Below are 23271 nucleotides of genomic sequence, written 5' to 3'. Positions count from 1 at the left end.
GCGGTCAGAACCGGTATCCGATGTTCATGAACAGCCGGTTCGTCACTCCTCCGCCCCCGATGGGGATGTCCGGCGAGTAGTGCAGGCCCATGAGGATGCGGTCGCGGCGGCCCAGGAACATCTCCGCGCCAATCTGCGGCGACAGACCGAAGCGCAGGCCCTCACCCTCCGGGATGACGATGGCGCCCGCCTTGAGGCCGGCGGTGAAGGCCACGGGCCAGCCCCAGGTGCGGAAGGTGGGACCCACGTTGCCGATGAAGCGCCCGCCGTCGAAGACGTAGGCGCCGCTGAAGTCCAGGCGGTACCAGTCATCCCCCCAGAGGGAGACGGTGGCGCCCACGAACAGCGGCGGGCCTTCCGGCGCGCCCGCGGGGGGCTGCTCGGAGTTGATGGCGGCGCCCCAATCGAACTGGAGCGAGACGCCCCGGCGGTTGTCGCCGTAGCCCCCCTTGCCGTACTCGGACTCCTCGGGCCCGTCGGTGCGACCGTCACGCTCCTGGGCGCTCGCGGTCAGCGGCGCGGCGACGGCCAGGAGCGCCAGGGCTCCGCACAACGTGACAGGACGCTTCATCTGTTGGACTCCCCAAGCGTGGGTGCGATTGCTCTGTGCGCGTAGTACGGCGCGCGGACCGGCATATTCATCGTGCACCGAACGTCCGTGCAAGCGCCTGTTCTTCCAAGCCCTCTTCTTCAGGCCCGGGGCTCCGGGGCGCCCGCGGTGGCGGTCTCCACGTCCCTGGGGGGCGGGGCGACGGCGGGCCGGGACTCGCTGCGCACCGTGGGCAGCCACTGGGGCCGGGTGCGCAGGAAGAGGACCATCTGCTCCCGGACGAGGAAGCGCAGGTCGCCCAGCTTGTCGGAGTTCGCCGCGCTCACCAGGGCCCGCACCGTGAGGGTCTTGTCCATCACGTCGAAGACCACGAGCGTCTTCACCCGCCCGTCCCACAGCTCCCGGCCCTCGTTCGCCAGGATGCGGTCCAGCTCGGCGCGCAGCGCGTCGATGTCCGCCATGTAGTCCACCTGGAGGATGATGGTCCCCATCATCTCCGGGGCGCCCTTGCTCCAGTTCTGGAAGGGCTTGTCCAGGAACTGGGTGATGGGGATCACCATCCGGCGCTGGTCCCAGATGCGCAGCACGACGTACGTGAGGGTGATCTCCTCCACCGTGCCGAACTCGCCCTCCACCAGCACCTGGTCACCGATGCTGACAGGCTGGGTGATGGACAGCTGGATGCCGGCGAGCAGCGTGGAGATGGACTTCTGCGCGGCAAGACCGATGACCAGACCGGCGATCCCAGCGGAGGCCAGCAGCGACACGCCGACGTTGCGCACCACCTCGAACTGCATCAGCAGCAGCGCGGCGGCGATGACGTAGGTGGCCACCTCGAAGACGGCGCGCAGCACGGCCAGCTGCGTGCGCAGCGCGCGCGCCCGGGGACGGCTGCCGGCCTCCGGCGTGACGCGGCCCTGGACGAAGGCCTCCGACACGCGGAGGAAGCGCAGGATGAACCACGCCACCGCGATGATGACGAGCGAGTAGCTCACCCGCTCGCTCAGGAGCCGCAGCTTGGGGGGCAAGAGCAGGAACGACGTGCCCAGCGCCAGCAGGCCCGCGAAGAACGGCAGCCGCAAGGGGCCCCGGCCCGCGCCGACGAGCTCGTCGTCCCAGGCGATGTTCGTCCAGTGCGCCACCCGCATCGCGGTCGCCAGCAGCAGCCGCTCCAACAGCAGCGAGAGGACCCACGCGGCCAGCAGCGTCACCGCGAGGCCCAGCCACTGCCACAGCTCCAGGCCCATCACGGTGCGGTCGAAGAAGAAGGACGGCAGCGTCTCCGTGAGCAGCGGGCCGTACTCGTCGAAGAGCGGATCCACCATCTTCACGGTGGCCTCGGCGAAGACCCAGGTGGGCACGCCGTCCACCGTCACCCGCTGCAGGCGGATGGGCACGCTCACGCCCTTGAGGGGGATGGCGCCCAGCGAGTCGAAGCGCGAGTTGGCGGCATCCGCCTCCGGCGTCTTGGACAGCACGGACACGTCCACGGACAGCTCGCGGTCCAGGACGAACTTCAGCCGCCGCGCCAGCCGCGGACCCATCGAGGCCTGTTCGGAGGCCGGGAGGAAGTCCAGGTACAGGTAGTGGGCGGCGCGGGGGTAGTCCCCACGATGCACCGCGTCCAGGAACCCCTGCGTGGTGGCGCGCGGCGACAACCGGTCGAGGTCCTGGGGGACCTGCCCCAGACCCGGGTTGAGCGCGGCGGCGGGAAGGCCGACCAGGACGCTCCACAGGAGGACGAGGGCCAAAACAGCCCGGGGGGCTCTCTGCTTCATGGGTGCCTCCATACCTCTTTTCGACCCCGGTGCCCTTGAAAGTCGGACTTGCTCTGGGGGCGGCCGGGCGGGCGGAAACCCCTGCCGCGGAGAGCCGAATTCCGGGCTCAGGGGGCGCCACGGGAAAGCATTGGTGCGCTGCGAGGTGGTGGGCTAGAACCGACCCCCAAGGAAGGTCGCCGTGTCCGAGCTGAAGCGAAGAATCCTCCTGATTGACGACAGCGAGATCACCCTCGCCATGGAGAAGGCCGTCCTGGAGGCGCGCGGCTACGAGGTCGTGGCCACCTCCACACTCATGGAGTTTGAGAAAACGCTCCAGAGCTGGCGGCCGGACCTCATCCTCACCGACATCCACATGCCCGAGGCCAAGGGCACGGACATCTGCCGCACGCTGAAGAACGAGTACGGCACGCAGGACATCCCCATCGTGCTGTTCTCCAGCCTGCCGGACGACGAGCTGTCGAAGCTCGCCGAGCAGGTGGGCGCGGATGGCTCGCTCTCCAAGGTGAACGGCCTGGAGGCAATGGGCGAGAAGATCGACGAACTGGTGCAGAGCATCCTCTGGTGATGCGGATGCGCGCGGTCGTCCTCGCGGCGCTCGTCGGCGCGCTCCTCCCCGGATGCAGGCGGCAGGAGTCGCGCCCCCAGGAGGGCGCCTCCCCGACCTCCCAGGTCACCTCCCCCGCTGCCGCGTCCCCGCCGGGCGCCGTCCTCATCCTCTCCGCCGACACGCGCGGCTACCTGGGCCCGTGCGGGTGCAGCGAGAACATGCGCGGCGGCATCGGCCGGGCGGCGTTCCAGGTGCAGGAGGCGCGCAAGGGCGGCCAGCCGGTGCTCTACGTGGACGGCGGCAACAGCCTCTTCGGCGAGTCGCACCTCAAGCCGGATCAGGTGCCCCAGGAGGAGCGCAAGGCGAAGGCGCTCGCGGATGCGTTCCGGACCATGGGGCTCGCGGTGCGCGCCACGGGCGAGCTGGACGACACGCGCGGCGCGGACTTCCGCCGGGGCCTGGGGCTGCCGGAGGTGGCGCCGGGCGAGGTGAAGCTGCTGGACGCGGGCGCGCGCAAGGTGGGCGTGGTGGCGGCGGCGTCGGGCGAGGCGCTCGTGAAGGCCAGCCAGCAGGCACGGGAGAAGGGCGCGGACTTCGTGGTGGGGCTGTTGGACCAGCCGCTGGAGGCCGCGCAGGCCGTCGCCGCGCTGCCGGGGCTCGCCGCGAACCTGGTGGTCGCCACGCACAGCGCCGGTGAGTTCTCCGCGGAAACCAACCGGCTGGTGCGCTCCGACGTGCCGGTGGTGGCGGTGCAGAGCAAGGGGCGCTCGCTACTACGCGTGGACCTGACGTACGCGGCCGCGCGCGGGCCGTTCGTCCTCCAGCGCTCGCAGGGGGACGTGGACCGGGAGGTGACGGCGCTGGAGCAGCGCATCGCGCTCCTGGACAAGGAGATCAACCTGCCGGGCATCGACCCGAAGCTGAAGGCGCTCAAGCAGGGCAAGCGCGACGAGCTGTCCGCGCGCAAGCAGGCCTTCCTCACCGCGCCGCCCGCGCTCGCCACCGACGTCAACGGCTTCGCGCTGCGCTTCCTGCCGCTGGAGCCCGACCTGCCCTCCGCCCCGGACACGCAGGCGCTGGTGAAGGCCTACGACGCGGACGTGGGGAAGCTGAACCTCGCGTGGGCGAAGGAGCACGGCCAGGACTGTCCGCCTCCCGCGAAGGGCAAGCCCGCGTTCGTCGGCAGCGCGGCCTGCGCGGACTGCCACGCCGAAGCGACCACCGTGTGGCAGGGCACCAAGCACCACCACGCGTGGGAGACGCTGGAGGACGTGGGCAAGCAGCACCACCTCAACTGCATCAGTTGCCATGTCACCGGCTGGCAGCAGCCGGGTGGCGTGTGCCGCCTGGACAAGGTGGCCGGGCGCGAGGACGTGGGCTGCGAGAGCTGCCACGGCCCGGGCTCGCTGCACGTGGACGCCCCCAGCCCGGACACCATCGTGGGCAAGCCGGGACAGGCGACGTGCATCACCTGCCACAACCCGGAGAACTCACCGCACTTCGACTTCGCCACCTACCTGCCCCGCGTGCTCGGGCCAGGTCATGGAAAACCGGTGAAGAGCGGGCAAGCGGGAGAGCCCCCGGCGAAATAGGGGTGCTTGCCCCCACGCGGGGTCCGTCCGGAGGGCATACCCGGCGACTTGTTGTTTGACTGTCAAGAAAGCTGGCGAATACTGCGGCCTTCGCCTGCTTCTGGGCGACCTCGCCGGGCGTTCCCATGCCGCCTCTGTCCCTCCTCCTGCTTGCCCTGGCCTCGGTCCCCTCCCCGCCGGGCGTGGCGCCGAAGCCCGTGCCACCGCCTGGCGTGCATGCGCTGCCTTCCCCGGAGGCCCCTTCGCTGACGGCGGATGGGAGCCTGGCCGCGCCTCCGGTGCCCATGGAGGAAGGCGACGAGACAGAAGAGGTGGAAGCCGAGTCCGCGGAGCTGGAGGAGCTGCGCGCCCTGGAAGGCGCCGCGTTGGATCCGGAGTCGAAGCCGAACGCGGAGATGATGCAGTCGCTGCGGCGGCTGGGGCTGACGAACCCGCTGCGGCTGCGGATGCTGGACGCGCTGGAGGAGCCCACCTTCCGCGAGGACGACACGCCCCCGGCGCTGGCGCGCATCACGGACCTGGCGACCCTCGACATCTCGCAGGTGAAGGACCGCTTCGACATCCCGGTCGACATGCAGCCCCTCGTCGCCGAGTACATCCAGTTCTTCCAGGGCCCGGGCCGCAAGTGGTTCCGCAAGTGGATGGCTCGCTCCACGCGCTACCTGCCGGTGATGCAGCCCATCCTGGAGGCCAAGGGCCTGCCCCGGGACACGGTGTACCTGGCGATGATCGAGAGCGGCTTCTCCGCGAACGCCTACTCGTGGGCGCACGCGGCCGGGCCGTGGCAGTTCATCTCCAGCACGGGCAAGCAGTACGGGCTCAAGCAGGACTTCTGGGTGGACGAGCGTCGCGACCCCATCAAGGCCACGTACGCGGCGGCGTCGTACCTGAAGGACCTCTACGGCGAGCTGGGCCACTGGTACCTCGCGTGGGCGGGCTACAACACCGGCTCGTACCGGGTGCGCAAGATGGTGGAGCGCTACGGGACGAACGACTGGTGGTTGCTGGCCGAGGAGCGCGGGCTGGCGAAGGAGACGAAGCATTACGTGCCCAAGCTCATCGCCGCGGCGCTGGTGGCGAAGAACCCCGTCGCGTTCGGCTTCTCCGAGGAGGAGTTCCAGTACGAGTCCGCGCTGGACTACGAAGAGGTGAAGCTCACGGACGCGACCGACCTGGACGTGCTGGCGCGTTCGGCCGGAGTGAGCGTGACGGATGTGCAGGACCTGAACCCGGAGTTGAAGCGCTGGTGCACGCCCCCGGCGACGGCCGCGAAGCCCTACGTGCTGCGGCTGCCCAAGGGCACCTCGACGCGCTTCGCGGAGAACTTCCAGAAGCTGTCGCCGGCGGACCGGCTGACCTTCCGCGTGCACACCGTGAAGCGCGGCGACACGCTGTCGCAGATCGCCCAGCAGTACGGCACCGCGCCGGAGGCCATCCTCCAGATGAACCGGCTGAAGAGCGCGCGGACGCTGAAGCTGCGCGCGGAGCTGGTGATTCCGGTGCCTTCGGGCCGGGGTGGCAGCGGTGACGGAGGCGGGGCGCTGGCGTCGAAGGTGGCGCAGGCGCGCCGCAGCGGCGTGGTGGCGAACCGGCCGGAGGACGAGGTGCCCGCCGGCACGCCCAAGGGCCCCGTGGCCGCGGGCCCGGTGAAGACGGAGAAGGTGAACGGCCGCACGCGCGTGACGTACGGGGTGCAGGAGGGCGACAGCCTGTGGCTCATCGCCAACCGCTTCCAGGTGTCGGTGGACGACATGAAGAAGTGGAACAACCTGCCCCGCCGCAACCGCACGCTGTCGCTGGGCACGCTCTTGACGGTGTGGCCGTCGGAGCCCGCCGGCAGCGCGGGCCCCGCGAAGGTGGAGGAGCGCGGCGGCACCATCGTCGTGGCCACCGCGGTCGCGAGCCAGGCCCCCGTGGGCCCCAAGGGCAAGGTGCACACGCTCGCCGTCGGCGAGACGCTCTGGTCGGTGGCCCAGCGCTACAACGTGAGCGTGGAGGACATCATGAAGTGGAACCACATCAAGGACCACCGCACCGTCCCCACCGGCAAGCTGCTGTCGCTGAGCGCGCCGTAGCGGCGGTTGAGCGACGGCCGGGGCCTTGCAGTCCCCGGCGTCATGCTCGCTTCCGCACTGCTTCGACAGACCTCCTCTCTTCCCGCTGAACCCCTCGATGCGAGGGAGGACTCCCGCGCCCATCCGGGAGCGCCGCTGCTGCGCTCCGTCCCGTCCCGTGGAGCAGAACGTCCAGGCGACAGGACGGTCTCCGGGGGCGCGGTCCTGGTCCGCACTGGCGAGGCGCTGCTCGCCAGTTCCACCGCCTCCACGGGCCCGCTCGCGCATCCCATGGGGAGCAACACGCTCACCCGCTTCAATGGGCCCGCCGCTCCCGCGCATCCCGCGCCGGGTGGCGCTGGGGTCGCGACCGTGGCGCCCCTGGAGCACGCACGCTTCACAGGGTCACCGCAGCTCGCGGACGTGGCGTCGAACGGATCCGGGGTCACGGCCACGGCGCCCCTGGAGCACGCACGCTTCACCGGCTCACCGCAGCTCGCGGACGTGGCGTTGGGGGCCGCGGTGCTGGGGCCGGGCTCCCGGGGAGACGGACTGCGCGCGGTGCAGGGCGCGCTCCTGGACATGGGCTTCGCGCTCTACGGGGGCGCGGATGGACGCTACGGTCCGGACACGGCCCGTGCGCTGCGCAACTTCCAGGTGCATGCGAGCGCCGCGTTCCCCGCCGTGCGTACGAGCGGCGTGCTCGACACCGCCACCTTGCGCGCCCTGGAGGGACTTGCTCCGGCGCCGGGCTCCCGTGGGCAGTCGCGCGCCCTGCCCTCGCCCTTCTACGCGGGGCAGCCGGTGCGCGTCGTCGTTGCCCTGCGCGAGCACCGCACGTTCCTCTTCGACCCGGAGGGGCGGCTGCTGGACATCTTCCCCAACGCCGTGGGCACCGCCCTGACGCCCACGCACCCGGGCCTCAAGGTGGTGCGGGCGAAGCTGGACCAGGTGGCCACGGAGAACGCGGGCGCGCGGCTTTGGAACGACCGGCACGTGTTCGGCGCGCGGCTGCTGGACCTGTCCTGGGTGGACGGCCACCGCAGCGGCGAGGAGCTGCACGGCACCAGCGCGCCCGCGCTGCTCGGCGGCGACGTGTCCCACGGCTGCATCCGTCACGCGGACGAGGACATCCTCGTGCTGCATGACGCGCTCGCCGTGGGGGACCGCATCGCCGTGGTGGAGACGCTCCAGGATCCGCACCTGGGCGTCCCCGTCACCGTCGGCTGAGAGGACCGCCGACGGTGGGGTTTCTCACGCGCTCACTGCTCCTCGAGCAGCATCTTCAACTCCCGCACGCGCCGGCTGATGAAGTCCCGGTCCAGCGCGCGGAAGTTCTCCGGCAGGAGCGAACGGCTGGTGCACTCCTGCACCGCGACCAGGTTCTGCATCTCGATCTCCAGCGGGTAGCTGGGCGGCACGAAGTCCGTCAGCACCGCGACCAGGTCGTCCTTCGTCACCTGATCCCGGTTGTCCGCCAGGGCGCGGAACTTCGAGCGCACCATCACCGCCTCGATGTCCGCGCCGCTGAAGTCGCGCACGCCCGCCGGGATGAGGGTGGCGAAGGACTCCACGCCCTCCACCGCCACGCCCGTCTTGCGGCTCATCACCTGGAACAGCTCGTTCCGCTCCGCGTCCGTCTGCGGATAGAAGAGGGCGATGTGCTCCTCGGCGCGCCCCTGGCGCTTCAAGTCGATGGGCAGCAGGTCCGGCCGCGCCGTCAGCAGGAACCAGACAATCTTCCCGCGGTACTGCGTGTTGCCCATGAAGGCCGCGATGGAGCCGAAGATGCGGCTGCTCGTGCCCGAGTCCCCGCCGGAGTCGCGGTTGCCGAGGAAGGTGTCCGCCTCGTCGACCATCACCGCCACCGGCCACAGGGCCTTGAGCAGGTTGAAGATCTTCTCCAGGTTCGCTTCGGTGACGCCCTGCCACTGGCTGCGGAAGTTCAGGAACTTCACCACCGGGATGCCAATCTCCCCGGCGAAGCAGCTCACCATGAACGTCTTGCCCGTGCCCACCGGCCCGCTCAGCAGGTAGCCCATGGGCATGACCTCGATGCGGCCCTTCTTCAGCGCGGACGCCGCCTGCCGCAGCATCTGCTTGGCGTGCGCGTGGCCCGCCACCGCGTCCAGGTTGTGCGCCGGCTCGATGAACTCCAGCAGGCCGTGGCACTCCGCCTGGATGAGCTCCTTCTTCTTCTCCTTGAGCATCTCCGGCGTGATGCGGATCTCCCGCTCCAGCGCCTCCGTGAGCACGCGGTCCAGGTTGATGCGCGACAGGCCGGCCGTCATCTTCGCCAAGCCCGCCAGCGGCACCTCCGACAGCGACTGGAGCCGCTTGCCGTCCAGCTTGGAGCGCACGTAGTCCAGGCGCTCCTCCTCGGTGGGCAGGGGCAGCTCGATGGGCGCGACGTACGGGTTGCGGCTGATGCGCGGCGACATGTCCGCCAGGTTCTCCGCCAGCAGCACCACCGACACGTCGCCCGCGAGGAACTGCGGATCATGCGCCCACTTGTCCAGCGTGGCCACGACGAAGCGGTCCTCCGCGGACAGGTGGCTCATCTCCCCGCCGGGCACCAGCGTCTCCGCGAAGTCGATGATGAGCGCCAGCGAGCGTCCCTCGCTCAGGCGCATGCGCAGGAAGTTCTCCAATATCTGGAGCGCGCGGCCCGGGTCGCGGGGCATCACCTTGGAGTAGTCGGTGCCGTACATGGCGTCGTAGCCCGTCATGGCCCGCGCCAAGTCCTTCTGCGTCTCCGGCGTCGCCGAGCGGATGCCCGACGAGCGGTCGTAGAACAGGACGTGGTCGCGTCCGCCGAACAGCTCCTCCGACAGGAAGGTCTTGAGCGTGCCGAAGCCGCGCCCGCCGTCCTCCAACTGCAGGGGCTGCAGGTCCCGCACCGCCCCGTACAGCAGGAAGGTGCTGACGGTCTTCGTGTAGTACTTGCGCGCCAGCTGCTGCGCCCAACGGGGCAGATCCGCCAGCGGATCCGTCTTGTTCACCTTGCGCACCTTCGTCACGGACACACCCCTCCGGTGTCGCGTCCCCCCAGGACCCCTGGGGGGAGGACCCCCAGGTTCCAGCTTAACGCGTCCTGGCCGCGCGACCGCTCATTCCCGACAACGGGCGGGCGGCAGCTTCCTCAGCGAGGCTTCCACCTTGACCGTGGCCCCCGCCGTGGCAGGCGAGCCCACGTCCACGTCCGCGTCGGCGAAGCACTTCAGCTTGAGCGTGAGCTCCCGCGTCCCCGGCGCCACCCGCACCGTGGCCGGCGTGCTGACGCCCAGGTCCTTGTTGCCCAGGAAGATGGAGGCGCCCTCCGGCGTGGACTCGACCCGGACCTCCAGGTCGGAGCGCTCGAGCGTCGCCACCACGTCGATGGCGCCCTCCTTCACGGTCATCGTCTTGACGACCGGCCGGTAGCCCGGGGCGGACACCTCCACGAGCGGCGAGTCCGTGGTGAGGGAGAAGTCCCGGTTGACGGGCGAGTGGTTGCCCTGGGGCCGGGCCACCTTGCCGTCGATCTTCACCTCCGCGTCGTCGGGCGAGGTCTTGAAGACCAGCACCACCGAGCGCGCCTGCCGCTGCAGCACGGTGCGCACCTGCGCGGCGTTGGAGCCCTCCGTCACCGTCACGGACTGGTTGAAGGCCTCGAAGCCGTCCGCGGTCACGACCACCAGCGCGCTGCCGACGGGCACCTGCCGCAGGATGAAGCCGTTTTCGGGGAACCGCTCGGGAGGCCCCGCGTTGATGGACACCATGGCGCGCGACTTCGCCTCCGGCGTCTTGAGCTCCACCATCACGTAGCCCAGCGTGGCCTTGCTCGGCTTGAACACCACCGCCAGGCCCACCAGCATCAGCAGCGAGGCCAGGCCCACGACGCTGTAGAGCAGCCGCTTGTCCAGGCCTCGCAGGCCGCGGCCCGCTTCCTCCGCGGTCGCGCCCTTCGCCTGCGAGTCCTTCGCCTCCTTCACGGACGGCGGCGGCCGCGACGGGTTCCCGGCGCCCAGGACGGGCGGCGCGGCGGGACGCGGCGGGGGCGGCATCGGCTCCGGCGGGGAGTCCGGCCGGTGGATGCGCGGCAGTTGGCTGTCGTTCACCCGGTTCGGCGTCGGACGCGGCGCGGGCGCGTCGTGGGACATCAGGGTGGGCACGTTGGTCAACGACGGGCGCGGCGGCGCGGACGTCAGCACCGGGGCGTTGTTCTGCGACAGGCGCGGCGGCCCCTGGAGCTGCGCGGGGGTCGGCATCGACGAGGGCGGCGGGATGAGGGCGGTGCGGCCCGACACGTCGTCGTCGTCGTCGTCGTGCGCGGCGGCCCGGGACTCCAGCGGGGTGACGGCGCGGCCAATGGCGGCGCCGGGCTGGGTGGTGGGCTCCGGGGCGTCGTTGAAGACGGCGTCGCGGTCCACCATCTGCGTCGCCAGCTCCTCGTCCTCCTTGGGAGAGGGCGCGGCGGGCGCGGCGGTCAGCTTGGGCAGCGCGGCGAGCGTGGGCGAACGGCGTGCCCCCTGCCCATTGCCCTGCGCGGACGCGCCGGGGTTGGAGGGCCGCTGCGGCGGCGGCGTGTACACCGGCTCCACGGCCGGCGCGGACGACGGCTGCACCGTGGGCAGGTTCGTCATGCTCTGCGTGGGCACCGGCGACGGGCCGCTGTAGCCCGCCTCGATGGCCGCCAGCATGCCGTCCGGCGCGCGGATGTCCGCGTACTCGGCCAGGCGCTGCTTCTCGCGCTCCACCTCTTCGGCGAACGTGGACTTCATGTACTGCATGAGGTCCCGGCGGCTGAAGATGGAGTCGCTCGTGAGAAGGAAGCGCTGCAGGTCGTCGCCGAGCTCGCTCGCGTACTGGTAGCGCTCCTCCACGTCCTTCGCGAGCGCCTTGAGCACGATGCGCTCCAGCGCCTCCGGGATGCGCCGGTTGTACGTGGACGGCGACGGCACCTCCGCCTTGCGCACCTTCTCCAGCACGCTGAAGTCGCTGTCGCCCACGAAGAGGCGCTCACCGGTGAGCATCTCGTAGAGGCACACGCCGATGGCGAACACGTCCGAGCGGCGATCCAACGGCAGGCCGCGGATCTGCTCCGGGCTCATGTAGCCGAACTTGCCCTTGAGGATGCCGGCCTGCGTCTTGGTCGCCTTGCCCGCCGCCTTCGCGATGCCGAAGTCGATGACCTTGACCTCGCCCTCGAAGGACACGAGCACGTTCTGCGGCGAGATGTCGCGGTGGACGATGTTGAGGTCGCGCCCCATCCCGTCCTTCTTGCGGTGGGCGTAGTCCAGGCCCTCGCACATCTTCGCCACGCAGAAGACCACGAGCGGCACCGGCGCGGGCTCACCCTTCTTCCGGCAGCGGTCGAAGATGGCCCGCATGTCCTTGCCGGGGATGTACTCCATCGAGATGAAGTAGCTGCTGGCGATCTGCCCGAGCTCGTAGATCTGCGCGATGTTGGCGTGGGTCAGCTGGACGCTGATCTTCGCCTCATCGATGAACATCGAGATGAATTCTTCATCCTCCGCGATGTTCGGCAGGATTCGTTTGATGGCGACGAGCCGCTCGAAGCCACTGGCGCCGAACTGTTTGCCGCGCCAGACCTCCGCCATGCCGCCGATGTTGACGCGGTCCAGGAGGAGATACTTCCCGAACGGGATGGGTTGCCGCTTCGGTTGAGAGGTCGTCACTTTGGGTGGGGGTCGAGTCCTTGCAAGGAGCCTATCGATCGCGGCTCCGCAGGGTCAACCGCGCGCGCGGACCTATTTCCGCCTGCTTGCTCCGCAGGCGACCTGCACTCACGGCGAAATGGACGTGGCTTCGCTGTCCGGCGCGACGCCGTCCTCCTCGGGGACCCGGGGGCGGATGACAGCGATTCGAGGCTCGCCCCGGAGGGAGAAGACCGCGGGCGCACCCAGGCGCACCTCGGCGGGCAGCCCGACGAGCGTCACCCACGCCTGCCTGCCGTCCCGGGCGGCACAGTACAGCAACGTCCCGGGCCGCGCGCCGGAAGTCTCCCGGGCCGGACCCTCGCAGCCCGTGCGCACCTGGAGTGCGTAGCCGCCCACCGGCACGCCGTGCACCTGGTAGGGCGCGGTCCCCAGCATATCCACGAGCGGCTGGAGGACGCGCGCCTCGGAGGGCACCACCTCCGGGGTCGCGAGCTTCTGCGCGCCCTCCTGGAAGTGCTGCAACGCCACGGCTGCCAGCTCCGACGCGTCCAGGGGCGCCCTGCCCTCCGCCAGCACCAGGTCCACGAAGAGCGCGCTCACGAGCAGGATGGGCAGCAGCCGGTAGCCCTTGAAGCCCTCGGGCTGCTTGCGCAGGAGCCCCACGCCGAACACGAGGAGCCCCACCGCCGTGAGCCCCAGCACCACGCCCGCGCGCACGGCGGACGGCGGCGAGGCGAAGGAGGAGACCTCCGCGGACCGGATGCGCAGGGCGTCCACGAGGTCGCCGCCGTAGAGCCACCCGAGCGCGCCCAGGCACAGCAGGTTCGTGACGAGCGTCCTGCGCGTGGGGCCGGTCATCCCGCGAGCGTCCTCGCCGGATCCGTGGCCGCGGCGCGGCGACTGGGGAAGTAGGCACCCGCGAGCGCGGCCACGAGCCCCAGCAAGACGCCTCCCAGCACCACGGTCCAGGGGAAGGCGAAGAAGCTGTCGGGCTTGAAGGGGAAGTTGGGCAGGTAGCCCGTGGCGAGCCGGTCCACCGCGAAGGCCAGCAGCAGCGCCGCCGCCGTGCCCGCCGCGCCGCCAAGCACGCCCACCACGGCGGCCTCCGCCAGCACGATGGAGCGCACGTCCGCGCGCGAGGCGCCCACTGCCTGCATCACGCCAATCTCCTTCGCCCGCGCGCGCACCGACGAGGACATCGCGTGGGCGATGTTCACCGCGGCCAGCACGCAGATGAGGATGGACAGGAGCGCCAGCGCGGAGGTGGTGAGCGCCACCGCCGCGCCCGCGTTCTCCGCGAGCCGACGCTCCTGATCATCGATTTCAAAGCCCATCCCCTTCACCGCCTCCACCAGCGCGGGCACGCGCGACGGATCCGCGGCCACCAGTGTGACGCCGGAGTAGCTGTCCGCGTCCGCGCCCGCGGCGCGGTTGATGCGCACGGCGGTGTCCAGCGGGATGGTGATGCCCGCGAGCATGGCCCGGTCGGACGCGCCCACCACCTGCGCCTGCTGCGTGGTGCTGGGCCCGCCCGACGTGGCCGCCACGTAGGAGCGGTTGAACTCCACCGGGAAGCCGAAGCCGATGAGCATCTCCGCGGACAACTGCGGCAGCTTGCGCGCGGGCGCGAACGTCTTGTTGTACAGCTCCAGCAGGCGCGTGGAGATGAGCGCGGGGATGGCCTTGCCCTCGCCCGGATCCTTGAAGTCCTTCGCCTCCGCGAGCCCCACGTCCTTCTGCACGAGGCCAGGGTCCACGCCCACCGCCAGCACCTCCATGCCCATGCGCAGGCGCGAGCCGAAGAAGGTGCCGTCGTAGCGAGTCACCGCCGGCACGCGCACGTTCATCTTCCGGTACGTCGTCTCCACGCCCGGCAGCGCGCCCAGCCGCTCCACCGCGGCCGTGTCCAGCTTGCCGCCGCCCAGGAGGCCCAGCGACACCGACGGGGGCACCACGTCCACCAGCCGCGAGTCCGTGGGGAAGATGCGCTCGCGGATGACGCGCCCCACGCCCAGCCCCAGGCCTACGAAGAACACCAGCGCGCCCACGCCCATGGCCACGCCGAAGGCGGAGAAGAACGCGCCCTTGCGCTCGCGCGCGAGCGACAACCTCACCAGTCGGGACAGCGCATCCAACCTCACGGCGCACCTCGCGAGGCCCGGGCCGACGTCGTCTCGGACTCCTCCACGAGCCGCGCGTCCTTGAGCCGCAGCACGCGGCGCGCGACCGCGCTCATGCGCTCCTCGTGGGTGACGGTGAGCACGGTGAGCCCTTCCTTGTGCAGCTCCTGGAACAGCTGGATGACGCCCGCGCCCGTGGCCGCGTCCAGGTTGCCCGTGGGCTCGTCGCACAGGAGCAGGCGCGGACCGCCGAAGAGGGCCCGGGCAATGGCCACGCGCTGGCGCTCGCCACCGGAGAGGCGCACCGGCGCGCGGTCCTGCTTGGAGCCCAAGCCCACGCGCTCCAGGAGGCTGCTCGCGCGCTTGCGCGCATCCGCCGTGGTGGGGCCGAAGTGCGATGGCAATAGCACGTTCTCCAGCGCGGACAGATTGGGGATGAGGTGGAAGGACTGGAAGACGAAGCCCACATGCGTGTTGCGGAAGCGCGCCAGTTCCGTGTCACGCAGGCCGGTGAGCTTCACGCCGCCCACCTCCACCTCGCCCTTGTAGTGCACGTCCAGGCCGCCCAGGAGGTGCAGCAGCGTGGACTTGCCGCTGCCGGACGCGCCCACCACCGCGACGAAGTCCCCCGCCTCCACGTCCAGCGACACGCCGTCGAGGACGCGCACGCGCGAGCCCTCGCCGTCCTCGTACTCCTTCACGACGTCACGCGCGCGGATCAAGGGGTGGCCGGGGTCGTCGTGGTGGTGACCGGGGCAGGCGTCAGGCGCAGCGAGATCTCCGCCTGCAGCGCCTTGTCCTTGCGCGACAGCGACATCGTCACGGCGCGCAGGTCATCGGTGGCGTCCAGCCAGCGCACGGTGGTGGCCTTGATGGCGAAGCCGCCAATGCCCCACGCGGCGGACGGCAGCGCCTTCACCGCGTCCGCGAGCCTCCGCAGGTCCAGCAGCACCACCACCGCCGCGTCCTTGCCCACCGACTTCAGGTCATCCGACACCGGCCCCGGACCCGCGGGCTGCGCGAGCGCGGCCAGCGACGACTCCAGGCGCGAGCGGGGCGCCGCGAGCACCAGCCGGCCCTCCTTCGTCAGCGCGAAGTGCGCACCCTCGCCCGCGCGGTACGACGTCAGGTAGGCCTTCTGGCCGTTCAGGTCCACGGCCTCCACCTTCGCGCCGAAGCCGGGCGCGAGCGCGGGCACCTTGTCCAGCGAGACCTGCGCCTTCGCCGCGTCCTGCGTCTGCGCGAGCACCACGAGGTTCACGAAGCGGAACGGGTTCGTGCGCCGCAGGTCCATCTCCGGCAGGCCCGAGCCCAGGTTGACGTTGGGCGCGAGCGACAACGCCATCACCATGCCCGGCTTGAGGTTGTCCAACACCTCCGTCTTCATGTTGAAGCCCGCCTGCTGCACCGCGCGCGTCACCTGCCCGCCCACGAGGTACGGCCACGCGCCGTCCAGCTGCGCCGGGTCGCCCCGGAAGCGCGCCACGAAGAAGGCATCCTGCGGCAGCCAGCCCGCGAGCGACTCGTCACCCTTGGGGTCCAACGCGGCGAGCGACGCCTGCGAGTCCGGCCACGGCGCGTCCGCGCGCAGCGTCACCGCGCGCTCCTCGATGTGGCCCGTGAAGGTGATGCCCTGCACGGTGCCCGCGGGCAGCAGGCCGGAGCCGCCCGGCAGCCACACGTGGAAGTCCCGGTTGCCCGTCAGCCGCTTGAGGGATGCCTCCAGCACCGGCTCCTTCACGAGCGAGTTCTCCTCCGACAGCGCCGCCAGCTCCGGCAGCCGCTTCACCGACGCGCCCGCGGACAGCAGCACCAGGTCATGCTTGAGGAAGAGCAGGCCCAGCGCGGGCTCCGCGCTCCCCGGCCGGCTGAAGGTGACGAGCCGCCCCGCGTCCGACTTCGTCTCCTTCTCCTCCGTCGCACCCAGCCGCGAGCGGGCGAAGGTGGCGAAGGTGGCCTTCAGCTTGTCCGCGTCCTTCACGCCGATGACGGACACCGCCTGCGTGCCGCCGAGGAAGGCCGCGCCCGCGCCGCGCTTCGGGTCGATGCCGGCGTCCTCCAGCGCCTTGCGGCTGCGCAGGTCCACGCCCACCTGCCGCATCACCGCGGACACATAGCGCTCCGCGCTGGGGAAGTTCTGCAGCTGCGCGAGGAACGAGGCCACCTTGAGGTTCTGGAAGCGCGCGAGCTTCTCGCCCAGCGCCCCCAGGTCGTCGATGACGACGGCCGCCTGCGCCGTGCGGGGCAGGTAGCGCGACACGCCCGCCGGCGAGGTCGCGGGACCGGCCGCGTCCTTCCCACAGCGCGAGCAGCCAGCGAACACGACCAACACCAGGAGCAACGGGACGAACCCAACGCGGCGGAGCATGGGCGTCAGGACAGGATGCCTTTGACGGAGAGTCAATCTATTCGTGCGACGTCGCGGGCCCCCGCCACGTTCCCAAGGTGGCACGGTGAACAGCTCCCACGCTGCGGCCCGGCTTGCGGGCGCGTGCCCGGCTCACCGCACGCGGGTGCCACCGTGCGGCAGCGGCCCGCGCGTCTCCTCGGTGAAGTCCAGGAAGCGCTCCATCTGGCGCACCGTCTCGTCGGTGGCCTCCGTCTCCGCGGAGAGCACGTCGAGCTGCCGGTTGACGCTCTCCGGGTCGCGGATGGCGATGGACTGCTCGTGCGTCAGCCGCATCAGGTCCTCGATGCCGGCCAGTTGGTGGCTCACCATCTCGCGGCTCTCGCCCGCCTGCTCGAAGCGCACCAGGCGCTTGCGCAGGATCTCCACGCGCTTGTCCTTCACTTCCTTGAGGCGCGGGTTGGCCTCCTGGGCGACCTCCGCCTCCAGCGCCGCGACCTCGCCCGTCAGGTGCTCCCGGTCGGAGCCGCTCAGGTACGTGCGGTACTGGTTGAGCGCGGAGATGAGCCGCAGGAACGACGTGAGCAGCGCGTCCAGCTTGGGCTCGCTGTCCGCCACCAGCACGCGGCCGCCGGGCAGCTTGCGGTAGTTGGCGAGGATCTTCTCCTTCAGCCCCACCAGCTGCTGGTAGTGGTCGCGCTGCGACGGCGCCAGGTCCGCGAGCAGCGCGTCCACCGCCGCGCGCGCGGCCTCCGGGTTGTCCGGCGTGTTCGCCCGCACGGCGCGCTGGAAGCGCTTCATGGACGACAGCACGCCCAGGTACAGGCCCTCCACGCCCAGCGCCACCAGCATGGGCAGCGGCTCCTGCGTCACGGCGCTGGACATGGCCGCTGTCGTCAGCCCCACCAGGTTGGCCGGCAGGAGGAACGCGGCCTTGATGTAGTTCGGTGTCTTCGCCACGTCCGACTTCCCTTCGCGCGGCCCGTCACGGCCCACGCGCCTCGGAGACATATTTCAGCGCGCCCAGGTCCCGCGTGTCTTCCGCCGGGGGCGGCGCCGTCCCGCGCTTGAGCTTCTGGAAGAGCGCCGCGGCGCTCTGGAAGAGCTCGTCATAGGTAACTGGCGCCTCGCCCGATAGTCCGAAGAACGCCCGATTGTCCGCAAGTGTCGCGGGCGGAGCGCTCCGGATGGCCTCCGTGGGGTCGCCCAGGTACGGCGCCACCTCGCCCAGCATCCGCGCCCCGGCCGCCGGGTCCTTGAGCACGCCCTGCCCCGCGTCCAGCAGCCCCCGGAGCACCCGGCGCACCGCGTCCGGGTAGCGCGCCGCGAAGTCCCCGCGCGCCACCAGCACCGTGGCCAAGAGGTGCGGCGCGTCCGCCGTCGTCGCCAGCACCGTGCCGCCCCGGTCCCTCGCGGCCAATTCCACGTCGCCCCACAGCCCCACCACCACGTCCGCGCGACCCTCCCGGAGGGCCCTGCCCGCGTCCAGCGTGGAGGGCAGGTCCACCCACCGCACGTCGGAGGTGCGCAGCCCCGCGCGCGACAGCACCCAGAGGGCGAAGTAATGCGACGAGCCGAACGGATACACGCCCACCCGCTTGCCGCGCAGGCTGGCGAGGTCCGGCACGCCCACCGCCGCCATCGCCTCCTGGCCCCGGCTGCGGCCCACCAGCAGCACCGTGCGCGGCGCCGCGTCCCGCAGCGTGGGCGCCCACGACGCGAGCCGGTCCACCGACAGCGCCGCCATGTCCACGCCGCCGTTCTCCGCGCCCACGGACAGGGCCAGCTTCAGCTCCTCCTCCCGGGCGAAGAGCACCGCGCGGGCATCCAGCGCGTAGGCCGTCTTCAAGAGGCCCTGGGCCGCGCCCGGCGGGGTGGTGGGATTGTCCAGCGTCGTGGAGCCCCCGGTGGCCACCAGCAGCGCGGCGGCGGAGCCCCTCGGGGTGAAGCCGATGAGCACGGGCCTCAAGGGCACGGACGCCACGTCCGCGACGGGGGCCGCCACGCCGGCGGGGAAGTCACCGGGGGACAGCCGCACGGCTTCGCGGGTGGACGGGAAGAAGCGCGCCTGCAGGCGGTCGAGATAGCCCGCCCGCGAGGCGAAGACATACCCCGCGCCCAGGACACAGAGCGCGAGGAAGAGAAAGAGGCCGGGTCCGCGGTGCAGCTTCATCCGTGTGCGCCGGCCTCTTTCATGGGGCGGAGATCTACTTGATCTCCACCTTCTTGCCGATGGTCTTCTCCGGGCCCGAGCCCACGTCCGACACGGGCGCGGGGCTGTCCAGCAGGCCCATCTCCATCTTGAACTGCTTGACCAGCTCGTCGCCCTGGATCTTCTCGGCCTCTTCTTCGATGGCCGCGGCCTGGTGATCCACCGACTCCAGCGCCATCTGCATGCGCGCCTCGTTGATGGCCGTCTTCTCCTGCACCTTGCGGAGCATCTCGTCGTGCGTGGAGTCCACGCCGGCGACGGTGAAGGACTCCATCGTGTCGGCGACCTTCGCCTGCCACTTGGCGCGCCGCGCGTCCCGGACGGCGTTCATCGCCTCCTGGGTCTTCTTGTCCTTCTCGCGCATGAACGCCTTCTTCACGTTCAGCGCCTTCTCGTAGGCGAGCTTCGCCACCTCGAGCTGCTGCTCGTTGCGCGCGAGGGCCTCCCTCTCACCCTGCAGCTTGGTCGCGTAGGAGCCGGCCAGGTCGTCACGGCCCGCCTGGATGGCGGCCTTGACCTTGGCGGTCAGCTCCCGCACGTCCTGCTGGTACTTCATGTTCTCCTTCTCGAGCAGCGTCACATTCGCCCGGACCATGGCGATGGACTCGTTCATCTTGGGGACCTGATCGTTCAGGTCACGGATGTTCTGCTCGAGAATCAGCTCCGGATCCTCGATGGAGGAGACGAAGAAGCCCGCGAAGCTCCGCATCGCTCTCTTGAATCGTTGCCACATGTCGGCACTCACCTCCACCTGTGCTTAATCGCAGCCACCTTACACGAACTCCGTCGACCACAAGCACCCGGCCCGAAGGCCCCTGTCAGGTGCCTACGCCCGGCCCAGACGGATGATTGCCCCGGGGGGCCCCCTGCCCGCTGGCCCGGCCGGGGTCGGGGCCACCAGCCGGCCCCTCCCGCCAGCTCCACCCATTAGGGGCCTGCCCGGGGTCGCGAAAGACGCGCGGCCGTGAACTTGCCGCGAGGGGAAGAAGCGGGGAAAACAAGCGTGTCGCATGGACACTCCTCCTCCCGTCGCCTTTGAGAATGAGCTCGCGCGGGTGGTGAACGCCCAGCGCAAGCGCGTGCTGGGCGCGGGGGCGGTGGTGCGGCTCGTGAGCACGGTCGTGTTCCTCGCGGTGAGCACGGGCCTGTGGCTGTCCGGCGCCCCGGACTGGGCCCACTACCCCCCGATGCTCACGGGCTACGGCCTGGTGGTGGCGCTGCTGTTCACGCTGCGCTTCCGCCCGGTGACGCGGCAGCTGAGCCTCGTGCAGTCCGTGGTGGACGTGGGGCTGGTGTTCGGGCTCCAGATGGTCGCGCTGCCCGTGTCGCCCTTCCCCGCGGGGGTGGCGGGCTTCAGCCTGGGCCTCTTCGCGCTCGTGGTGGCGCTGAGCGGCCTGGAGCTGCTGCCCGCGCTCGTCTACGGCACGGCGGGCCTGGCGACGCTGGCCCAGGCGGTGCTCATGCGCGAGGCGGGCGTGGGCTACGGCGCGGTGGCCATCGCGGCGGTGACGCTGTTCATGGTCGCGGCGGTGAGCCACTACGGCACCGGGCGGCTGCGGCAGCTGGCCATGGACCTGTCGCGCGCGGAGGTGGCGCGGCAGCTGGAGGCCCGCCGCACCTCCGAGGTGGAGGAGGCGCACCGCACCATCGAGCGCATGCTCTCCGAGGCGCACGCGCGCAACGCCCAGCTGGAGGCGGTCCAGGGTCACCAGGAGCAGCTGATGCAGTTCCTCGTGCACGACCTGCGCTCGCCCCTGTCCGCCGTGACGCTGTCGCTGTCGTGGATGGAGCAGGAGCTGCCCATCGGGACGCCGCTGGTGGAGTCCGTGCGCACGGGGCTCGCCGTCACCGCGCGGTTGGACCGGATGATCTCCGACCTCCTGGACGTGCCCCGCCTGGAGCAGGGACGGCTGGCGCCGCGCAAGCAGCCCTTCCCCGTGGCGCCGCTCCTGGACGAGGTGCGCCGCTCGCTGGACGGCGCGGCCCGCCTGCGGAAGATCCGGCTGGAGCTGGCGTGCACCCCGGGCCTCCAAATCGTCGGGGACGCGGGCCTGCTCATCCGCGTGGTGGAGAACCTGGCCACCAACGCGCTCCGCTACGCGCCGTCCGGTGGGCGGGTGCGCCTGGAGGCGGGCGAGGCCGAAGGGCTGCAGTGGCTGGCGGTGCGCAACGACGGCATCGCCATCCCCCCGGAGGCGCGCGAGTCCCTCTTCGACAAGTACACGCAGGGCAGCCGCGAGAAGGAGGGCCGCCGGGGCTATGGCCTGGGGCTGTACTTCTCCCGGCTCGCGGCCGAGGCGCATGGCGGTCGGCTGGCCGTCGAGGACGCGGAGGGCTGGTCCACGTCCTTCGTCCTGCGCCTGCCCCGCTAGCCAGGCGGGCCTTGCCGCCTCAGCGCAGCTTCGCGCGGGCGAACAGCTTCGCGGCCTGCGTGCGGGCGTTGCCCAGCACCTGCGAGGCATCCAGCGTCGTCAGCTCGCCCTCGCGCAGCACCAGCTTGCCGTCGATGAGCACGTGCGACACGTCCGTGGAGCGCGCCGAGTACACCAGCGGTCCCGTCACGTCGTCCGGCAGCGGGCAGAAGTGGAAGCCGCGCGTGTCCACCACGGTGAGGTCCGCGCGCTTGCCGACCTCCACCGAGCCCACCTCGTGCTCCAGGCCCAGGGCGCGCGCGCCGTGCAGCGTGGCCATCTCCAGCACGTGCATGGGCGTCATCGCCACCGGACCCACGCGCGGGTTGTGCAGCACGGACGCGAGCCGCATCTCGTGGAACAGGTCCAACGTGTTGTTGCAGGGCGCGCCGTCCGCGCCCAGCGCCACCGGGATGCCGTCCGCCAGCAGCTCCGGCACGCGCGCGTAGCCCGACGCGAGCTTCAGGTTCGAGCCCGGGCAGTGGCACACCACCGTGCCCGACTCGCGCAGGAGCGCCTGCTCCGGGCCCTCCACCCACACGCAGTGGGCCAGCGTGACGTTGGGGCCGGTGAGCCCCAGCCCGTGGAAGAAGGCGATGTTGTCCTGGCCGGTGACCTGGCGGACCACCTCCGTCTCCTTCGGGTTCTCGCTCGCGTGCGAGTGGATCCGCACGCCCTTCTCACGCGACAGCCGGCCCACCTCCCGCAGCAGCTCCGGGGTGCAGGACAGGGCGAAGCGCGGCGCGAACGCGTAGCGCAGGCGGTTGTCGTGGGTGCCGTGCCAGCGCTCCAGCAGCGCCAGGCTCTCCGACAGCGAGTCCGCCGTCGTCTCGCGCAGGCCCCGGGGCACCTCCGCGCCGGAGTCCATCATCGCCTTGCCACCGACGAGCCGGAAGCCGCTGTCGCGCGCGGACTCGAAGACGGCGTCGTAGTGGTGCACGGTGCCCATGTCGAGCGCCGCCGTGGCACCGGAGCGGATCAGCTCCGCGAAGGTCAGGTCCGCGCTGGCGCGCAGGGACGCCGCGTCATGCGCCGCCTCCATGGGCCAGATGCGCTCGCGCAGCCAGTCCAACAGCTCCCGCTTGTCCGCGTGGCCCCGGAACAGCGTCTGGCACGCGTGCAGGTGGCCGTGGATGAGGCCGGGCATCACCACCTGCCCAGACAGGTCCAGCAGGCGGCGGGGCCCCTTCACCTTCAGGCCCCGGCCCACCTTCGCGATGCGACCGTCCTGCACGAGCACGTCCGCGCGCGGCAGCACCTCGCGCTCGCGGTTCATGGTCACGACGGTGGCATTGGTCAGGAGCAGATCCACGGCGGGGGAACCCTAGAGGAAGGCGCGGGTGAAGGCGTGCGGCAGCAGCTCTCCGAGCGAGTAGCGCGCCTCCGCCCCGGAGAGGGTGCGGCTGCGCACCGGAATATCAGGCCCGGCGAACTCGGCCATCACCTGGCGGCACATGCCGCACGGGGGACAGGGCTCCGGGGTGTCCACGACGACGGCCACCGCCACCGGCTTCTCCCGGCCCTGGGCCACGCCCGCGGCGAACGCGTTGCGCTCCGCGCAGACGGTGAGGCCATAGGTGGCGTTCTCCACGTTGCAGCCGGCCACCACGGTGCCGTCCGCGTACAGCACCGCGGCCCCCACCGGGAAGCGCGAGTACGGCACGTGCGCGCGCTGACGCACCCGCAGGGCCTCCTCGAACAGCCGCTCCCAGGGAATCTCGTCCGCCATGCCGCCCTCCTTCACGGGCCCCGTCACGGGTGCCCCTCCATCCTGGGGACGCTAGCGGCCGCCCGCCAGTTGCTCGTCCAGGTGCCTGGCGATGGCGAGCTCCACCTCCACCGGCAACTCCAGGAAGCGCACGCGCACCACCGGGCCCTCGGCCCCGGCCTTGGGCGGCAGCACTTCCCCGCGCACCTGCAATTCCTCCATGGACGGAGGCAGCGCGAAGCGCACCTCCACGGACTGTCCCGGGTTCAGCGCCTCGCCCACCCAC

The 23271-nt window shown here is 71.2% G+C and carries 19 protein-coding genes; 5 read left to right on the top strand and 14 right to left on the bottom strand.

Annotated elements, in window-relative coordinates; genetic code table 11:
* Nucleotides 1-4 precede the first annotated feature (4 nt).
* Together D7V97_RS10540 and D7V97_RS10535 are read right to left on the bottom strand one after the other, a co-directional pair.
* Nucleotides 5-571 carry a hypothetical protein gene (locus D7V97_RS10540; protein ID WP_120610480.1) on the bottom strand — a complete coding sequence of 189 codons (567 nt, stop codon included), beginning with the start codon at nucleotides 569-571 and terminating at the stop codon, nucleotides 5-7.
* Between the two features lie 119 nt (nucleotides 572-690).
* A complete protein-coding gene (locus D7V97_RS10535; protein WP_120610495.1) occupies nucleotides 691-2328 on the bottom strand; it encodes a mechanosensitive ion channel family protein in 1638 nt (545 codons plus the stop codon).
* Between the two features lie 181 nt (nucleotides 2329-2509).
* On the opposite strand from D7V97_RS10535, the gene D7V97_RS10530 reads away from it, so the two are divergent.
* The 4 genes from D7V97_RS10530 to D7V97_RS10515 all read left to right on the top strand — a co-directional run bounded on the left by D7V97_RS10530 (nucleotide 2510) and on the right by D7V97_RS10515 (nucleotide 7754).
* Nucleotides 2510-2896, top strand: coding sequence for a PleD family two-component system response regulator (locus tag D7V97_RS10530; RefSeq protein WP_120610479.1), 387 nt, complete (start codon nucleotides 2510-2512; stop codon nucleotides 2894-2896).
* A gap of 5 nt (nucleotides 2897-2901) precedes the next feature.
* On the top strand, nucleotides 2902-4470 hold the full coding sequence (locus tag D7V97_RS10525) for a cytochrome c family protein (protein WP_120610494.1): 1569 nt from the start codon (nucleotides 2902-2904) through the stop codon (nucleotides 4468-4470).
* 125 nt (nucleotides 4471-4595) lie between these two features.
* On the top strand, nucleotides 4596-6545 hold the full coding sequence (locus D7V97_RS10520; RefSeq protein WP_120610478.1) for a LysM peptidoglycan-binding domain-containing protein: 1950 nt from the start codon (nucleotides 4596-4598) through the stop codon (nucleotides 6543-6545).
* A gap of 270 nt (nucleotides 6546-6815) precedes the next feature.
* Nucleotides 6816-7754, top strand: coding sequence for a L,D-transpeptidase family protein (locus tag D7V97_RS10515; protein ID WP_120610477.1), 939 nt, complete (start codon nucleotides 6816-6818; stop codon nucleotides 7752-7754).
* Between the two features lie 32 nt (nucleotides 7755-7786).
* Here the strand turns inward: D7V97_RS10515 and D7V97_RS10510 are convergent, their stop codons facing one another.
* The 9 genes from D7V97_RS10510 to D7V97_RS10470 all read right to left on the bottom strand — a co-directional run bounded on the left by D7V97_RS10510 (nucleotide 7787) and on the right by D7V97_RS10470 (nucleotide 19599).
* Entirely contained in the window at nucleotides 7787-9544 is a 1758-nt protein-coding gene (locus D7V97_RS10510; protein ID WP_120610493.1) for an ATP-binding protein, read from the bottom strand.
* Between the two features lie 90 nt (nucleotides 9545-9634).
* Nucleotides 9635-12205 (bottom strand): serine/threonine-protein kinase, encoded by a 2571-nt coding sequence (locus D7V97_RS10505; RefSeq protein ID WP_120610476.1) that lies wholly within the window; start codon nucleotides 12203-12205, stop codon nucleotides 9635-9637.
* A 108-nt stretch (nucleotides 12206-12313) separates the two neighbouring features.
* Nucleotides 12314-13045, bottom strand: a complete 732-nt coding sequence (locus tag D7V97_RS10500) for a hypothetical protein (RefSeq protein WP_120610475.1) — start codon at nucleotides 13043-13045, stop codon at nucleotides 12314-12316.
* Nucleotides 13042-14328: an ABC transporter permease gene (locus D7V97_RS10495; protein ID WP_120610474.1), complete on the bottom strand. Its 1287-nt coding sequence runs from the start codon at nucleotides 14326-14328 to the stop codon at nucleotides 13042-13044. The genes D7V97_RS10500 and D7V97_RS10495 overlap by 4 nt, the downstream gene beginning before the upstream one ends.
* Nucleotides 14325-15029: an ABC transporter ATP-binding protein gene (locus tag D7V97_RS10490; RefSeq protein WP_120610473.1), complete on the bottom strand. Its 705-nt coding sequence runs from the start codon at nucleotides 15027-15029 to the stop codon at nucleotides 14325-14327. The genes D7V97_RS10495 and D7V97_RS10490 overlap by 4 nt, the downstream gene beginning before the upstream one ends.
* Nucleotides 15026-16675, bottom strand: a complete 1650-nt coding sequence (locus D7V97_RS10485; protein WP_120610472.1) for a hypothetical protein — start codon at nucleotides 16673-16675, stop codon at nucleotides 15026-15028. The genes D7V97_RS10490 and D7V97_RS10485 overlap by 4 nt, the downstream gene beginning before the upstream one ends.
* A 132-nt stretch (nucleotides 16676-16807) precedes the next feature.
* Entirely contained in the window at nucleotides 16808-17614 is an 807-nt protein-coding gene (locus D7V97_RS10480) for a hypothetical protein (RefSeq protein ID WP_120610492.1), read from the bottom strand.
* Between the two features lie 25 nt (nucleotides 17615-17639).
* Nucleotides 17640-18827: an ABC transporter substrate-binding protein gene (locus D7V97_RS10475; RefSeq protein WP_120610471.1), complete on the bottom strand. Its 1188-nt coding sequence runs from the start codon at nucleotides 18825-18827 to the stop codon at nucleotides 17640-17642.
* A 34-nt stretch (nucleotides 18828-18861) separates the two neighbouring features.
* On the bottom strand, nucleotides 18862-19599 hold the full coding sequence (locus tag D7V97_RS10470) for a PspA/IM30 family protein (RefSeq protein WP_120610470.1): 738 nt from the start codon (nucleotides 19597-19599) through the stop codon (nucleotides 18862-18864).
* 277 nt (nucleotides 19600-19876) lie between these two features.
* Between D7V97_RS10470 and D7V97_RS10465 the strand changes: the two genes are divergently transcribed.
* Nucleotides 19877-21238, top strand: a complete 1362-nt coding sequence (locus D7V97_RS10465) for a sensor histidine kinase KdpD (RefSeq protein ID WP_120610469.1) — start codon at nucleotides 19877-19879, stop codon at nucleotides 21236-21238.
* A gap of 19 nt (nucleotides 21239-21257) precedes the next feature.
* Here D7V97_RS10465 and D7V97_RS10460 read toward each other — a convergent pair whose 3' ends face one another.
* From D7V97_RS10460 to D7V97_RS10450, 3 genes are all read right to left on the bottom strand, one after another.
* Nucleotides 21258-22589 (bottom strand): 5'-deoxyadenosine deaminase, encoded by a 1332-nt coding sequence (locus D7V97_RS10460; protein WP_120610468.1) that lies wholly within the window; start codon nucleotides 22587-22589, stop codon nucleotides 21258-21260.
* Between the two features lie 12 nt (nucleotides 22590-22601).
* Nucleotides 22602-23006 carry a cytidine deaminase gene (locus D7V97_RS10455; protein WP_120610491.1) on the bottom strand — a complete coding sequence of 135 codons (405 nt, stop codon included), beginning with the start codon at nucleotides 23004-23006 and terminating at the stop codon, nucleotides 22602-22604.
* Nucleotides 23007-23057: 51 nt separating this feature from the next.
* On the bottom strand, nucleotides 23058-23271 hold a 214-nt coding region (locus tag D7V97_RS10450; protein WP_147444764.1), incomplete at its 5' end, for a PilZ domain-containing protein.

It is taken from the genome of Corallococcus sp. CA053C (assembly GCF_003611675.1).
Classification (GTDB): domain Bacteria; phylum Myxococcota; class Myxococcia; order Myxococcales; family Myxococcaceae; genus Corallococcus.
This window is presented reverse-complemented; position numbering and strand designations above follow the sequence as displayed.

Excerpts from the sequence above, each read along its gene's own strand:
- D7V97_RS10540 (WP_120610480.1), bottom strand. The coding sequence starts at position 571 with ATGAAGCGTCCTGTCACGTTGTGCGGAGCCCTGGCGCTCCTGGCCGTC.
- D7V97_RS10535 (WP_120610495.1), bottom strand. The coding sequence starts at position 2,328 with ATGAAGCAGAGAGCCCCCCGGGCTGTTTTGGCCCTCGTCCTCCTGTGG.
- D7V97_RS10525 (WP_120610494.1), top strand. The coding sequence starts at position 2,902 with ATGCGCGCGGTCGTCCTCGCGGCGCTCGTCGGCGCGCTCCTCCCCGGA.
- D7V97_RS10520 (WP_120610478.1), top strand. The coding sequence starts at position 4,596 with ATGCCGCCTCTGTCCCTCCTCCTGCTTGCCCTGGCCTCGGTCCCCTCC.
- D7V97_RS10515 (WP_120610477.1), top strand. The coding sequence starts at position 6,816 with ATGGGGAGCAACACGCTCACCCGCTTCAATGGGCCCGCCGCTCCCGCG.
- D7V97_RS10500 (WP_120610475.1), bottom strand. The coding sequence starts at position 13,045 with ATGACCGGCCCCACGCGCAGGACGCTCGTCACGAACCTGCTGTGCCTG.
- D7V97_RS10485 (WP_120610472.1), bottom strand. The coding sequence starts at position 16,675 with ATGCTCCGCCGCGTTGGGTTCGTCCCGTTGCTCCTGGTGTTGGTCGTG.
- D7V97_RS10475 (WP_120610471.1), bottom strand. The coding sequence starts at position 18,827 with ATGAAGCTGCACCGCGGACCCGGCCTCTTTCTCTTCCTCGCGCTCTGT.
- D7V97_RS10470 (WP_120610470.1), bottom strand. The coding sequence starts at position 19,599 with ATGTGGCAACGATTCAAGAGAGCGATGCGGAGCTTCGCGGGCTTCTTC.
- D7V97_RS10465 (WP_120610469.1), top strand. The coding sequence starts at position 19,877 with ATGGACACTCCTCCTCCCGTCGCCTTTGAGAATGAGCTCGCGCGGGTG.
- D7V97_RS10455 (WP_120610491.1), bottom strand. The coding sequence starts at position 23,006 with ATGGCGGACGAGATTCCCTGGGAGCGGCTGTTCGAGGAGGCCCTGCGG.